This is a genomic window from Candidatus Rokuibacteriota bacterium, assembly GCA_016209385.1.
Classification (GTDB): Bacteria; Methylomirabilota; Methylomirabilia; order Rokubacteriales; family CSP1-6; genus JACQWB01.
The window spans coordinates 20,341-34,903 of the sequence record JACQWB010000265.1; the positions used below are offsets into that span (position 1 = coordinate 20,341).

At 68.8% G+C, this 14,563-nt stretch carries 13 protein-coding genes; 12 read left to right on the forward strand and 1 reads right to left on the reverse strand.

Annotation, left to right across the window (positions count from 1 at the left end):
* Positions 1-6: 6 nt before the first annotated feature.
* The 9 genes from HY726_19870 to HY726_19910 all read left to right on the forward strand — a co-directional run bounded on the left by HY726_19870 (position 7) and on the right by HY726_19910 (position 11,091).
* On the forward strand, positions 7-1,761 hold the full coding sequence (locus HY726_19870) for a tetratricopeptide repeat protein (GenBank protein MBI4611253.1): 1,755 nt from the start codon (positions 7-9) through the stop codon (positions 1,759-1,761).
* Positions 1,758-2,513: an N-acetyltransferase gene (locus HY726_19875; GenBank protein ID MBI4611254.1), complete on the forward strand. Its 756-nt coding sequence runs from the start codon at positions 1,758-1,760 to the stop codon at positions 2,511-2,513. Before HY726_19870 ends, HY726_19875 begins: the two co-directional genes overlap by 4 nt.
* A 21-nt stretch (positions 2,514-2,534) precedes the next feature.
* Entirely contained in the window at positions 2,535-4,655 is a 2,121-nt protein-coding gene (locus HY726_19880) for a glycosyltransferase (GenBank protein ID MBI4611255.1), read from the forward strand.
* Positions 4,656-4,682: 27 nt separating this feature from the next.
* Positions 4,683-6,008, forward strand: coding sequence for a glycosyltransferase (locus HY726_19885; GenBank protein MBI4611256.1), 1,326 nt, complete (start codon positions 4,683-4,685; stop codon positions 6,006-6,008).
* A 16-nt stretch (positions 6,009-6,024) separates the two neighbouring features.
* Complete coding sequence (locus HY726_19890; GenBank protein ID MBI4611257.1) at positions 6,025-6,873, forward strand: transketolase; 849 nt, start codon at positions 6,025-6,027, stop codon at positions 6,871-6,873.
* Positions 6,870-7,799 carry a 1-deoxy-D-xylulose-5-phosphate synthase gene (locus tag HY726_19895; protein ID MBI4611258.1) on the forward strand — a complete coding sequence of 310 codons (930 nt, stop codon included), beginning with the start codon at positions 6,870-6,872 and terminating at the stop codon, positions 7,797-7,799. The genes HY726_19890 and HY726_19895 overlap by 4 nt, the downstream gene beginning before the upstream one ends.
* Before the next feature lie 2 nt (positions 7,800-7,801).
* Positions 7,802-8,986 (forward strand): DUF4915 domain-containing protein, encoded by a 1,185-nt coding sequence (locus tag HY726_19900; GenBank protein ID MBI4611259.1) that lies wholly within the window; start codon positions 7,802-7,804, stop codon positions 8,984-8,986.
* Positions 8,987-9,014: 28 nt separating this feature from the next.
* The gene (locus tag HY726_19905; protein MBI4611260.1) at positions 9,015-9,914 is read left to right on the forward strand and encodes a sulfotransferase; all 900 of its coding nucleotides are present in this window, start codon (positions 9,015-9,017) and stop codon (positions 9,912-9,914) included.
* Positions 9,915-10,053: 139 nt separating this feature from the next.
* Positions 10,054-11,091 carry an NAD-dependent epimerase/dehydratase family protein gene (locus HY726_19910; GenBank protein ID MBI4611261.1) on the forward strand — a complete coding sequence of 346 codons (1,038 nt, stop codon included), beginning with the start codon at positions 10,054-10,056 and terminating at the stop codon, positions 11,089-11,091.
* Positions 11,092-11,144: 53 nt separating this feature from the next.
* Here the strand turns inward: HY726_19910 and HY726_19915 are convergent, their stop codons facing one another.
* Positions 11,145-11,552, reverse strand: coding sequence for a hypothetical protein (locus tag HY726_19915; GenBank protein ID MBI4611262.1), 408 nt, complete (start codon positions 11,550-11,552; stop codon positions 11,145-11,147).
* A gap of 302 nt (positions 11,553-11,854) precedes the next feature.
* Between HY726_19915 and HY726_19920 the strand changes: the two genes are divergently transcribed.
* From HY726_19920 to fliD, 3 genes are all read left to right on the forward strand, one after another.
* Positions 11,855-12,685: a flagellin gene (locus tag HY726_19920; protein MBI4611263.1), complete on the forward strand. Its 831-nt coding sequence runs from the start codon at positions 11,855-11,857 to the stop codon at positions 12,683-12,685.
* Between the two features lie 92 nt (positions 12,686-12,777).
* Positions 12,778-13,101, forward strand: coding sequence for a flagellar protein FliS (locus tag HY726_19925; protein MBI4611264.1), 324 nt, complete (start codon positions 12,778-12,780; stop codon positions 13,099-13,101).
* Between the two features lie 3 nt (positions 13,102-13,104).
* Positions 13,105-14,547 carry a flagellar filament capping protein FliD gene (gene fliD, locus HY726_19930; protein ID MBI4611265.1) on the forward strand — a complete coding sequence of 481 codons (1,443 nt, stop codon included), beginning with the start codon at positions 13,105-13,107 and terminating at the stop codon, positions 14,545-14,547.
* Positions 14,548-14,563: the final 16 nt, after the last annotated feature.

Consider the following 14,563-nt stretch of genomic DNA (forward strand, 5'->3'; position numbering starts at 1 on the left):
ACCGCGATGGCCGACCCCACAGTCTCCCTCTGCATGATCGTCAAGAACGAGGCCGCGGCGCTCCCCCGCTGTCTTGGGAGCGTCGCCGGCTGGGTGGACGAGATCGTGATCGTCGACACGGGCTCGACGGATCGGACCCCTGAGATCGCGGTCGGCTTCGGCGCCAGGGTGGTGCACTGGGCCTGGCGGGATGACTTCGCCGCGGCGCGGAACGAATCCCTCCGCCACGCGACCGGCGACTGGATCCTCGTCCTCGACGCGGACGAGGCGCTCGCCGAGGGCTGCGCGCCCCGGCTGCGCGAGCTGATCCGGAACCCCGAAGCGGTGGCGTACCTGGTCAAGATTGTCTGCCCTCGCCAGGGCGATGGCGGGCTCGTCCGCCTCAACTGGTTCCCCCGGCTCTTCCGCAATCTCCCAGGGGTGGCCTTCGAGGGCGTCATCCACGAGCAGGTCATCGGAAGCCTGGCGGGCCGCGGCAGGATCGACTACTCGGACATCATCGTGGAGCACGCGGGGTACACGCTCGCGCCGGCAGAGCTCAGCGCCAAGGGGGAGCGGAACCTTCGTCTCCTCGAGCGCCAGCTCAACGATGACCCCACCTACGCCCCGGGATGGTTCCAGCTCGCCGAGACCTACATGCTCCTCGGGCGAGTGGACGAGGCCATCGACGCCTACCGACGCGCGCTACGCCTGCTGGAAGTCTCCTCCCTGACGCTCTCACCCCGCGTCGTGGCTCTGGCCCTCCAGAACCTCGGTGCCGCACACCTGGCACGCGGCGATACCGAGAAGGGAATCGACCATCTCCGCGAAGCCCTCCTGCTCGACCCCGACCTGCCCCCTGCCCACGTCCACCTGGGCCTCGCTGCGCTGAGGCGCGACGACCCGGGGGAGGCGGAGAAACACTTCGCTCGCGCGCTCGAAATCGCCGACCGCCTGAATCGCGAGCAGGATCCGGGCCGCGAGTACGAGATCTCGCCGTGGTTGATCCATTACCTTCGCGCCTGCGCGTTGGGGCAGCAGGGCAAGACCGACGCGGTCCGAGACGGTCTGCTGGCGGCTCTGCGACTCAACCCGGACCACGCGGAGAGCCTGTGGCTGCTTGCGCTGGCCTGCTCGGCCCTCAAAGAGTGGCCGCAGGCGCTCGAGGCGCTCGAGGCCCTGTCACGGCAGGGGCGGGATGACCTGCCGTACCACCTTCAGCGGGTCCAGGTGCTCCAGGCCCTCGAGCGCCACGACGAAGCCGCCGCCGCCGCGCTGAGAGCCCTGGAGCGCGGTGCGGCCTCACGAGAGGCCCTCACGCTTGCCGCTCAGGCCCTGTGCCGGGACGGGCGCTGGAGCGAGGCAGCCGACGCGTACGAGAAGCTCGCCCGGCTCGTCCCTGACAACCCCCTGCCGCTGCTGGCGCTGGCCCACTGCCGGGAGGCAATGGGCGACCGGCCCGGTGCGTTCGCCGCGTATGAGCGCGCCGCCGCGATCGCTCCCGACGCCCCGCCCGTGCTCTTCGCGCTCGGGTCCTCGTGCCTGCGCGCGGGCCAGCTCGACGAAGCCGTGGCCTGCCTCGAGGAGGCGGCCGCCCGGGGCCCTGACCGGCCCGAGTACCTGGTGAACCTGACCCTCGCTCACCTGAAGCGGGGCGACATGACACGCGCCCGCGAGGTCCTCGCCGAGCTGAGCGCCCGCGGGAGGGACCTGCCCCAGGCTGCCGAGCTCGACCGCCTCCTCCACCGCGTCGAGTCCGCCATAGAGGAGTCCTGCCCATGAACCGCGTGATCCACGGCACAGTCACCGTCGGCCCGGGCGTCTCGTTGGGCTGGAACGTCATCCTGCTGCAGGGGGTCGAGCTGGGCGAAGGCGTCACGATCGGCCACCACACCATCATCTACCCGGGAACCCGCATCGGCGCCCGCACCGTCATCGGCGACCACTGCGTCATCGGGCGCCGGCCCGTCACGAGCCCGGCGAGCCCACGGCACGCGAAGCAGCTCCCGCCCCTGGAGATCGGGACGGGATGCGTAATCGGAGCCTCGTGCGTGCTGGTCGCGGGATCCCGGATCGGGGACGGGGTCTTCATCGGCGATCTGGCGTCGATCGACGAACGCTGCCAGGTCAGCGACCACGTCAGCATCGGCCCGAGGGTCATGGTCGAGCCCGAGAGCTTCATCGGCGAGGCCACCGAGATCCAGGCCGGCTCCCACATCGCCGGCACCACGGTGATCGAGGACCATGTGCTTCTCGGCGCCCAGGTCACCACGGTCAACGACAACCGGATGGCCAGGGGCGGTGGACAGCGGGGGCCACGGATCCGATCGGGTGTCCGGATCGGCGCCAACGCGACGATCCTCGGCGGCCTGACGGTCGGCGAGGACGCGGTGGTGGGCGCCGGCGCCGTCGTGCTCCGCGACGTGCCGAACTACATGGTAGCCGTCGGCGTCCCGGCCCGCGTCGTCAAAGATGTCGGCGCCGAGCAGCTGCCGACCTCGCCCGGACTTGCGATCACGATCGGCGCTCAGTGAGAGGTGGCTCCCGTGTCGCCCATGACCATCCTCACCTTTAACTGGAGCGAGCCGTTCCTCCACCTGCTGGCGAAGACCGGCCACCAGCTCGTCGTCTGCGACTGGATGCGGCCGTGGAATCCCGCCCACCGGCCGGTCGCGGCAAACATCCGCCGAGTCTCGTCGGAAGCCGACGCCCGCCAGCTCCTGGCCGACGGGCGTGTGGACTACGGGCTCGCCCTCAGGGTAGACGATCTCCTCTGGCTTGGCGAAGAGCGGACCCCGACCTTCTTTGTTGCGCGCCATCCGCTCCGCGACCAGGTGGTCGATGGGACTGCCTGGGCCGCAGGCCGTATCCGCGACCTGGTGGCGACACGTCTGGGAACGCACGGGCGGTTCGTCACAACATCCCCGCTGGTCCACCAGAGCTGGGGATTGGACGGCCCGGTGATCCCACCCGGGCTCGACCTTGCGGACTACGGCGGCTACACCGGGCACGTCCCGAGCGTGCTGAGCGTCGGTGACCCGGACGACGAGCGGGACTCGATGCCCGGCCTCGAGTTCCTCAACTCGGTGCTGTCCAACTTCTACTGGACCGTCATCCGCGTGACCCGGTTCCTCCACCACCGTGATGGAGAAGTCTGGGAGGACCTCAAGGCCGATTACCGCCGCCACCGGCTCTTTGCGTTCGCGCCCCTCGATCCCGACGCGGACGGCTACGGCCTGCCGCTGCTCGAGGCGATGGCCACAGGAATGCCCGTGGTCACGACGCCGCACCCCACCTCTCCCGTTCGCGAGGGTATCGACGGGTTCGTGGGTGAGGATCAGGAGAGCTTCGCGCGCTGGACAACCAGGCTTCTGTCGGATCCCGCCCTCGCGCACCGGCTGGGGGAGCAAGCGCGCCGGCGCGTGGCTGAGCTGTTCCCGCTCCAGGCGTTTTGTGAGCAGTGGGAGCAGGCTCTCTCGCACTGTGGTGGGGACGCCCGCGTCAAGCGTCTGCACCCCGCGGTAGACGCCTTACCGGATCAAGGCAGGACCCCCGCGATGTCCGAGACCCGGAGGCGAGTCGTCCACCTCCGCCGCAGGCCCGAACGCCTGAAGATCCTGGTGAGCGTCGGAAACCATCCGACGCTCCCATCGGCGTACTACGCGCGCGCGCTTCGCACGCGTCACGACGTGCTGACCTCCGGCCCGCCCCTCGATGACGAGCGGCTGGCCTCGACCCGGCAGGACCTGGAGCTGCGCAACCCGTTCAGATCGAAGGAGTCCGTCGGCGAAGCGATGGAGCTCCTCCGGCGTCTCAGACGCGCGCCCGACATCCCCATCCTGGAAAAGCACCCCCCGATCACGGATCTCCTCGACCGGCTCCCCCGGAACTGGCGGCCGGACCTCTTCATCTGGTTCGACGACGACGTCCGCGACTTCATGCCGCAGGGGGTGGAACGCCTCGACTGCCCCACCGCCTGCGTCATCAGCGATTTCCACATCGAGGGCCGCTTCAGGCTCGACCGCGCGCGCGCGTTCGATCACGTGTTCGTCATGTACGACCGTCGGCACGTCCGCTACTTCGCGGAGGCCGGCTGCCGGAGCGTGCACTGGCTCCCGACCGCGTGCGATCCGGCGATCCACCGCGGCTTCGACGTCGAGAAGGCCTTCGATATCGTCTTCATCGGCCAGACCCGGCCCTCGAACAACCCCGACCGCTTCCGCCTACTGACCCGGCTCATGCGCGGTGGGTTCGACGTATTCGTGACAACCAAGTACCTGGAGGACGCGACGCTCGCCTTCTCCCGCGCGCGGATCGTCTTCAACTGCAGCCTGGTCGGCGGGCTGATCCAGCGGGTGTTCGAAGCCTGCGCCTCCGGGAGCCTCCTGCTTACCAATCGACTGGCGCCGGAAACCGGGCTCGACGAGCTGCTGCAGGACCGCGTCCACCTGGTCTGCTACGACGACCACAACTTAGACGCGCTCGCGCAGTACTACCTCGAGCATCCCGACGAGCGCGAGGCAATCGCCCGCGAAGGTCAGCGCGAGGTCCTGGCGCGCCACACGTACGCCCACCGCGTCGAGAGCCTCTTGACGGCGGTCTTCCGCCCGGCGGCGACCGTCTTACCCCCGGTGCCGACCCGTGGCGCTGTGCTCGTCCCCGTGAACGCCCCCTGACCGCAAGGGCCGCGGAGAGTCACTGCCATGAGCCCCCCTGTCGATGTGGTCATAATCACCTTCAACAGGATCGACCTCACCAAGCGCACGATCGAGTGCTACCGGGGCCACGTGCGCCACCCGTACCGGCTCATCTGCGTGGACAACGGCTCCACGGACGGCACGCCCGATTACTTGCGATCGGTCGCGGACTTCGTGATCGCCAACTCAGCCAACACGGGGCCCAGCCGGGCACGAAACCTGGGCTACGCGGTCACTACCTCGGAATACGTCCTCTTCAGCGACAACGACATCGAGTTCGAGGCCGACGTGATCACGCGTCTCGTGACGGCCATGGAGCACGAACCGCGCCTTGGCCTCGTGGCACCTCTGCTGCAGCACTATCTCGAAGAGACGGGCAACTTCCCTACGGGAGCCAGCCTCGCCGAGATGACGGCCGTGGCGGCCGCCCGGGCCCCCGCCTCGCTTCAGGACATTCCCCTCCTGATGTCCACGGTCGTCCTCGCGCGCCGGTCGATGATCGAAGAAATCGGCCCGTGGGACACCGGCTACGGCCTGTACGGCCACGAAGACTCCGACTACACGCTGCGGGCGCGCGCGCGAGGTTGGCGCGCCGCCATGGCCCCGGACTGCTATGTCCATCATTCGGGCGCAGGGATCCCCGCCTTGCCGAACCGAGAGGCCATCGCGGAGCAAAGCCGCCAGGTCCTGCTCCGGCGCTGGGGAATAAAGGGCGCCAACGTGACTGGCATCGTGGACCCGTCCTCTTTCCCCACGCACACGCGGTCCGCGCCGTCCCAACTTCGCGATCATCTGAAACTGATCGAGCGATACGCCGCGACGTGCCGGCTCCCCGCCGACTGGCCGGTCATCACCGAGCGTTTCCTAGCCGTGATGCCGAAGATCGGTCAGGATGTTCTGGTCGTCGGCTGCGGCAGCGGCGAGGCCGTGAAGCAGCTTCGCCATCGATACCGACGCCACGCTATCGGCCTCGTCCCAACGCTCAGGCCCGACGACGTGTACGGAGTGCAACAGGGCCACGGCTACGAGCTGCCGTTCGACGACGGGAGCTTGGACGCCGTGATCGCGCGGCATAGCCTCGAACACAGCCCGATGCCGCTCGTGGATCTCCTGGAGACCCGGCGCGTGCTGAGGCAGAACGGGCTGGCGATTCTGTCGCTGCCAGCTCCCTCCGACGGCACCCAGCCGTCCCTCCTTCCCCTGGCACTCACCGAGGCTGAGTGGCGACGCTTGTTTGCAATCGCCGGGCTGGCCCTGCTGCACGCAGACACCGAGCGCGGAGGCGAAGGCCCCGTGCACCGGTACATTCTGCAAAAGGCCGGCGATCCGTAGGCGGAGGAGCCTGCCCATGCGGCCCGGACCCCAAACGACCCTCGCCCCGGAGACGCGGACCGACCCCGCTCCCGCCCTCTCCGCCCGCGCGATCCGCCGGATCGTGCTGGAGCAGGCGAAGCGCGCTAACGTGGGACACATCGGCTCTGCGCTTTGTGTCGCCGACATCCTGGCCGCGCTGTACGGAAGCATCCTTCGGATGGCCCACCCGGCCGATCCCAAGCGGGACTGCTTCATCCTCTCGAAAGGCCACGCCGCCCTCGCCCTCTACGCGGCCCTCTTCCTGAAAGGGTGGCTCAGCCGCGAGGCGCTCGACACCTATTGCGCGGACGCGAGCCTCCTGGGGGTACACCCTGACCACGCGCTGCCGGGCGTCGATTTCTCGACGGGCTCGCTCGGTCACGGGCTTCCGATGGGCGCAGGAGTAGCGCTGGGGGCGCGCCTCCAGCGCTCATCCCGGCGCATCTTCGTCCTGGTAAGCGACGCGGAGTGCAACGAGGGCTCGCTCTGGGAGGCGGTGATGTTCGCGGCGCACCACCGGCTCGCCAACCTGGTCGCCATCGTGGACCTGAACGGGCAGCAGGCGCTCGGCCGCACCGACGCGATCCTGGCGCTCCCCGGCCTGGAGGGCCGCTGGCAGGCGTTCGGCTGGGACGCGCACGTCGTCGACGGCCACGACGGGGCCGCAATCGAGCGGACCATCGCCGGGCTCGACACGCGGTCGGGCCCGCCCCACGTCTTGATCGCGCGCACGGTCTTCGGCAAGGGCGTCTCCTTCATGGAACGGCGCCTCGAGTGGCACTACCTGCCGATGTCGGAGGCGCAGTACCGGCAGGCGCTGGCGGAGGTCTGCGGAAACCGATGAGGGGCGCGTTCGCGACCGCGCTCATCGAGCTGGCCGCGGCGGATCCGCGGATCCTGCTGCTGACCGGCGACCTCGGCTTCATGGTGCTCGAGCCGTTCGCCGAGCGGTTCCCCGAGCGCTTCTTCAACGCGGGCGTCGCCGAACAGAACATGATCGGGCTCGCCACAGGCCTGGCCAGGAGCGGGTTCATCCCGTTCGTCTATTCGATCGCGACGTTCGCCTCGATGCGCCCGTACGAGTTCATCCGGAACGGGCCGATCCTGCACCGCCTGCCCGTGCGCATCGTGGGCGTGGGCGCCGGGTTCGAATACGGCCACGCGGGCCCGAGCCACCACGGGCTGGAGGACATCGGCATCATGCGCGTCCAGCCCGGGCTCACGCTCATCGCTCCGGCGGATCACCGGCAGACGCGCACGGCGCTCCAGAAGACCTGGGACCTGCCGGGCCCGATCTACCTGAGCCTGGGCAAGGACGACCGGACCATCGTGCCCGGCCTCGACGGTCGCTTCGAGCTGGGCCGGGCCGACCTGGTCCACGACGGCACCGATGTCCTCATGCTCGCCACCGGCGCCATCGCGAGCGAGGCCGTCGCCGCCGCGGACGCGCTCGCCCGACACGGGGTCGCGTGCGCCGTGATGGTCGTCGCCAGCCTCAACCCGGCTCCCACTGACGACCTGCTCGGCGTCCTCGAGCGCTTTTCCGTGGCGCTCACGGTCGAGGCCCACTACGTCGTCGGGGGCCTGGGCTCGCTCGTGTCGGAGACGATCGCCGAGCACGGCCTCCGTTGCCGGCTCGTGCGTTGCGGGGCCCGGACGGCCCCGGACGGGCGGTCGGGAAGCAACGCGGCCCTCTCGCGTGCCCACGGGCTCTCGCGCGACGCGCTCGTCCGGACCGTGCTCGCCGCGCTGGCCACGGTGACGGTGTAGCGATGGCGCGCCGAGAGGAGGGGCGGTGGGCCCGGCACGACGGCGAGTGGCGCGACCCCGCGCAGATCGTCGCCCTCTGGGGCGACGCCGGCGCGCGCGATCCGGGTCTGCTCAGCTACCGGGCCCGGGGAAGCTGGTGGGAGACGCTCGCGGCGCTGGACGTGACCCTGCTGGTCACGCGGGAGTACGAGCACCTGGTCGTCGCGCTGACCGTCGCCGACGGGGCGCCGCGCGTCTCCTACCTGCAGGTCCCCCACCCCTCGGGCCTCGCCGTGGACCCGGCCAGCGGCTCGGTCTACCTCGCGAGCACGCGTAACCCGAACGTCGTGTACGAGCTGGCGCCCGCCGCCGGCCGGCTCGCGCGTCTGGATGTCCGGGCCGACCCGCCGCCCGGCTGCCCGCTCGTTCCGGTCCGGGCGCGCTTCCTGCCCGGCTGCCTCTACCTCCACGACCTGGCGATGATCGACGGCGCGCTTCACGCGACAGCGGTCGGCCAGAACGCCGTCATCCGCCTGCACGACGACGGCCGGTACGCGCGCATGTGGTGGCCCCGCTGCATCGAAGCGGCGTCCGGGCCGGTCTTCGGCGGCAACCACCTCCAGCTCAACTCGATCGCCGCGGGCCCGGACCTCGCAAGCTCGTACTTCTCCGCCTCGGCGGACCGACTCTCCGAGCGCCGGCCGGGTCACAGGAACTTTCCGGTGGACGGGCGAGGCGTCATCTTTTCCGGCGCCACGCGCGAAGTCGTGGCGCGGGGGCTGACACGGCCCCACTCGGCGCGCCTGGCGAACGGCCGCCTCTGGGTTAACAACAGCGGCTACGGAGAGCTGGGGACGATCGAGGACGGCCGCTTCGTCCCGATCCTCAGGCTCCCGGGATGGACGCGCGGGCTCGCGTTTTCGGGATCCGTCGCGTTCGTCGGCACGTCGCGGGTGCTCCCGCGCTTCCGGCGCTACGCGCCCGGTCTGGACCTGGAGACGAGCCTCTGCGGCGTCCACGCGGTGGACACGGCGTCGGGGCGCGTCCTGGGGAGCCTCTTCTGGCCGGCGGGGAACCAGATCTTCGCGATCGACTGCGCGCCGACCAAGCTGACCTCCGGTTTCCCGTTCCGGGGCGGACGGCCGCGCTCGCGCCGTCAGGAACGAGCGCTCTTTTACGCCTTCGCGACCCGCTTCGAGGAGGGTTGACCCGGTGACGTCCGACTTCCGGCTCCTCATGATCAGCGCGATGTACGAGAACGGGGGCAACGCAACCCACCGGTTCCTCGACGGCCATCCGCAGCTCTTCGTCTATCCGTTCGAATCGCAGCTTGGCACCCGGCTCGTCGGTGACCACCTGGCTTCCCTCTTCCCCGTGAAGTACCGCTGGCCCGTCTTCGCCCTCCACGCGACGCCCCGCGAGGACTACGAGACCATTATCGATGAGGAGTGCCGCGTCCGGGCCCGCACCCCCCACGTGAGCAAGTTCCGCCACGTGGCGTTCGACTTCTCCGACGAAGATCGGCGGGCGATCTACGAGCGGTACGTGGGCGAGACCGGACGGTCGCGCGCCGCCAACGTGGCCGCGTTTTTCCGGGCCACCTTCCACGCGTGGCGGAACCACGCCCGGACCGGCGCGGAGGTGGCGTACGTCGGGTACAGCCCCATCGTCGTCGTGGACGCCGACAGGATCCTGGCCGATTTTCCGCAGGCCCACGTGCTTCACGTCGTGCGCAATCCGTGGTCCGCCTACGCCGACACGAAGCGGCGCCCGGTCCCCCTCCCCCTGCCCCAGTACATGCTCGCCTGGACGGTGAGCCAGTACCATGCGCTGATCTTCAGCGAGCGCTTCCCCGGGCAGGTCCACATCGTCCGGGCCGAAGACATCATGGCCGGCCCCCTCGCCACCCTGGGCACGCTCTGCGACCGCCTGGGGCTCGAGCGCGCAGAGGCCCTCAGACGGCCGAGCTGGAACAGCCAACCACTCGAGGAGGTCTACCCGTGGGGGACCCTCCGCGCGGTCACGCCCGAGGCCAACCTGGCCACCGCCCGGGAGCTTTCGGAGGAGGAGCGCGCGGATATCCGGTCCTTCGCCTGGCAGTACCTCGACGCCTTCGACTACAAGCGGTTCCTCTAGCAGGGTACTGAAAAACTCGACTCGAATGCGCCAATCATCCACCCGCACACGGCCGAAGCGCTCCGAGCGCGGGCTAGGCCCGCGCAACCTCTGGGGGAGGTTCGGAAGGGGGACGAAGCCCCCCTCCGAGGATGTCTAGATGGCGAAGCGCGTCCTGATCACCGGGGCGGCCGGGTTTGTCGGCGCAAACCTGAGCCGGCGACTCCTCCGCGACGGGCACGACCTCCACCTCCTGGTCAGCCGTCGCACCCCGGCTTGGCGGATCGACCCGATCCGGAGCGAGGTCCGGGTGTACGACGTGGATCTCAGGGACGGTGAGACCGTTGCGCGCGTGGTCCGCGCCATCCGGCCCGAGTGGGTCTTCCACCTGGCCGCCTACGGCGCCTATCCCTCGCAGACGGCCCTTCACCGGATGGTCCAGACTAATATCGTCGGCACGATTAACCTGGTGGAGGCGTACCTCAGGACCGGGTGGGAGGCATTCGTCAACACCGGCTCGTCGTCTGAGTACGGCTTCAAGGACCACGCGGCGTCAGAGCGGGAGCTGCTCGAGCCGAACAGCCACTACGCGGTGACCAAGGCCTCCGCGACACTCTTCTGCCGCTATACAGCTCGTAGTCGCGGCGTCCACCTGCCGACACTCCGCCTCTACTCGGTCTACGGGCCGTTTGAAGAGCCGGGGCGGCTCATACCGACGCTGGCCCTTGACGGGCTGGAGGGAAAGCTGCCGCCGCTGGTGAGCCCCGATGTCGCCCGCGACTATGTCTGCGTCGAAGACGTCACGGACGCCTACCTCCTGGCCGCTGCACGGACCGCCCAGGAACCTGGCGCCATCTACAACGTGGGAACCGGCGTTCAGACTCCCCTGCGGGAGGTCGTTGCGCTTGCGCGCCGGGTCCTGGGGATCCCGGTCGAGCCCGCGTGGGGGTCGATGCCGCCCCGGCAGTGGGACACCCCGGTCTGGGTCTCGGACGCCCGAAGGATCCGGGATGACCTGGGCTGGCGCCCCCGCTACACGCTCGAGGCCGGCTTCCGCCTCACGGTGAAGTGGTTCCAGGATAACCGCCACCTGCACCGCCTCTACCGGGCGGGCCAGTGCCGCTCGGCCGAAGCCTCACATGGCCGCGGGGAAGTCTGGGTCAGCTTTTCAGGCCGGGCTGCCGAACACTTCCCCTAGCGAACGCCGGGGCCTCCGGCGAAGGGACCGGGCGCAATCTTCTCCGCAGTCGGTTATCCACGGATTCTCTCCTCCAGCTCCTGGATGCGGGCCTGGAGGGCCGCAACCTGGCGCTTCAGCTCTTCCAGGCTCCGCTCGAGGATTTCCCGCCGGCCTCGCTCATCGACCAGCAGAGTCTCGATCCGCCGGAGGGCCTGGAGGATCGCCTGATATTCTTGCTCCAGTCGTTCGAGGCGGCGGTAGATCTCGTCGAAATGCCCCAGGATGTCTCGGAGCTGCTGCTCGATGGTGTCGAACCGCGCTTCGAAGCGCTGCTCCATGGACACAAACCGGCGGTCCATCTCGATGAACCTGCGGTCCATCTCAACGAACCGGCCGTCGATCTGGGCAAAGCGGTCGTCAATCTCGCCAAACCGGCGACCGAGGAACTCAACGAGCTGCTGGTAGTCGCTATTGGGCATTGGGGGAGGTGCCACCCGCGGAAACCCGCACCCCTCACTTCTACCCCAGACTCGCCCGCCTGTTCAAGTGTCTCGAAAAAGATGCACGAGGGTTGTCTCAGGCGGGGTCAGCTTTCCAGCTCTGCCTGCCGAACACTCCCCATGCGAACGCGCGTGGCCTCCGCCGAAGGGGGGTGAGCTGGTGAGCTGAGACGGGGGCTGCGACACGAGACGAGTCAGCAGAGCGAAATTGCAAACTCTCTGGGCACGGATGCCCAGAAGCCGGGCATGCCCGGCGAACAACCAAGGAGGAGAGCTTATCCATGCCAGCTACCGGTGATCTGACACGGATTCGGACCAACCTCGCCGCCCTCAACGCCCTCGAAGCCCTCAGGCAGATCAACTCGCGCCTGGGCGTCGCCCAGTTGAGGCTCTCGACCGGGAGGCGGATCAACTCCGCGGCCGACGACCCCTCCGGGTTGACCTTGTCTAACAAGCTGGATGTCCAGGCCCGACGGATGGGCCAGGCCATCAGCAACATCGGCGACGCCGAGAACGTCCTGAACATCGCCGAGGGCGGGCTCCAGAACCTCCAGTCGCTCCTGAACGAGATGAGCGAAAAGGTCCTGCAGGCGGCCAACGACACCCAGGGCACCAACGAGCGGGCGTCCATCTTCCAGCAGCTCCAGCAGCTCGGGGAAGAGGTCGACTCGGTCGCCCGGCAGACCCAGTTTAACAACGTGGTCCTCCTGACCAACCAGACCATGACCTTCCAGAGCGGCCCGGACGGCGCCGACATCACCGTCTTTAGGATCTCAAGCGCCTTCACTTCCGCTGCCCTGTCGGTGAACAACCTGACGGTGGCGAGCCAGACCCTGGCCAGCACCTCGCTGGGCTCGGTCACCGCGGCTCTCAACTCGGTGTCCACCGTGCTCCAGCAGCTCGGTGCGTCGCTCCAGCGCATGCGCATCAAGGCCGACAACCTCTCGATCGGCAAGCTCAACGTTATCGCGGCTCAGAGCCGGATCATGGACGCCGACCTGGCGGCCGAGCAGCTTGAATCCTCCAAGCTGCAGATCCTCCAGCAGACGGCCACCGCCATGCTGGCCGCGGCCAACAACGGGCCAGCGTCGATCCTGGCCCTGTTCCAGTAAGCAAGAAGCGCTCGGGGAGCGCGGGAGGTCAGGGCAACCGGCCTCCCCGCTCTCCTGAGCGGGACCAATGAGACAAGGAGGCAAGCGCGAAGATGCCCGCTACTGCTGAAAGCTACGCACGGACGGCATACCTCGAAACCCACACGCGGGGAATGTCTCCCCAGCAGGTGCTGCTCCAGCTCTACGATATCGCCATCGCCGGCTGCGTGGCCCGGGACATGCGCCGGGCCAGCGCCGCGCTGGTGGAGCTGATCGCCGCCCTCGACTTCAGCTATGAGGAGATCGCCCGCGGCCTCTACCGGCTCTACGAGTACGCGCTCCGGGAAGTCAAGGCGGAGCGTTACGAAACTCCGATCAACATCCTCCGTGAGCTCCGGGACACCTGGGAGCAGGCCTTCGCCGCGATGCCTGGATAGTCCATGGCCGATATCACCGCGATCGGGACCCTCGCCACGCCGGCTCAGCTGGCCGAGCTGGCCAGGCGGCTCCTGGCGAGGGACCGCGTGCCGCTCCAGGCGCTCCAGGATCGGCAGAGCCTGCTCAACAAGCGCTCATCGGTCCTGGGGACGCTCCGGGGCAAGCTCTCCCTGCTCAAGGGCGCCCTGGATCAGTTTCTCCAGCCGGGGACCCTCTCCCCCTTCGCGGCCAAGAGCGCTACCTCGAGCGACACGGCGCTCCTGGGCGCGGCCGCGTCCACGAGCGCGAGCGCGGGAAGCCACACCGTCGTCGTGAACCAGCTCGCGAAGCGAAGCACGTTCGCGTCGGCGGTCTACACGGACAGCGGCACCGCGATCTCCGGGGCGGGCACCGGGACGTTCAACTTCACGCTGACGATCAACGGCACTGCGTACACGGCCTCGGTCACCGTCAATGCGGGGGACACGGATCGGACGGTTCTCAGTAACGTGGCAACGGCCATCACCAACGCCGTATCCGGGAAAGCCACGGCCGTCGTGGTGGCTACCGAGAGCGGGAAGTCGCGGCTGTCGCTGGCCAGCACAGAGACGGGGACCGCCAACAATATCGCCTTCACCGACACCGACGGCCTCCTGGGCCGGCTCGGCCTGACCAACGCGACCGCGGCCACCGACACGGACGGGGGGTACATCTACAAAGACCTCGGCAACCACGAGCTGGACGCCAAGGTCACGCTCAACGGCCTCACCTACTACCGGGAGTCCAACACGATCTCGGACCTGATCGCGGGGCTCACCTTCACCCTGAAGGCGGCCGATGCCTCGAAAACCGTGACGGTCAACGTGGAGCCCGATGCCGACGGCATCCTCGCGAAGATCAAGGACTTCATCACGAAGTACAACGACGTCCTCGACTTCCTCGCCGCGAACAGCGCGGTGGACACCAAAGCGGGCACGCGCGGGGTTCTGTCGCTGGACCCGGTGGTGTCGGGATTCCGGAGCCAGCTCCGATCGCTGGCGGCGACCGTGGTCGGCTCGGCGGCGAGCGGCGACCCGAACAGCCTGCCTGCCCTGGGCATTCTGGCCGGCGCCGACGGCAAGCTCTCGATCTCCAACGAGACGACCCTCAAGGACACGATCAAGTCCGACCCCACGGCGGTCTCGACGGTCTTCGCGGCGACCTCTGACGGTGTGGCCACCAAGATCGAGGACTTCATCGACGACTACACGGGCGCCGGCGGCCGCATCAGCGCCACCCAGACCCAGCTCTCGACCCGGATCAGGGGGCTCGACACTCAGATCGCGCGGATGAAGGCAGCGCTGGAGAAAAAACAGCTCGCGCTCCAGCAGCAGCTCGCCCGTGACCAGTCGGTGCTCGTCGCCCTGAACCGGCAGCTCGCCCAGGTCCAGAAGTTCTTCACCACGCTGTCGGGGACGACGACATAGGAAGGGGGGGACAACG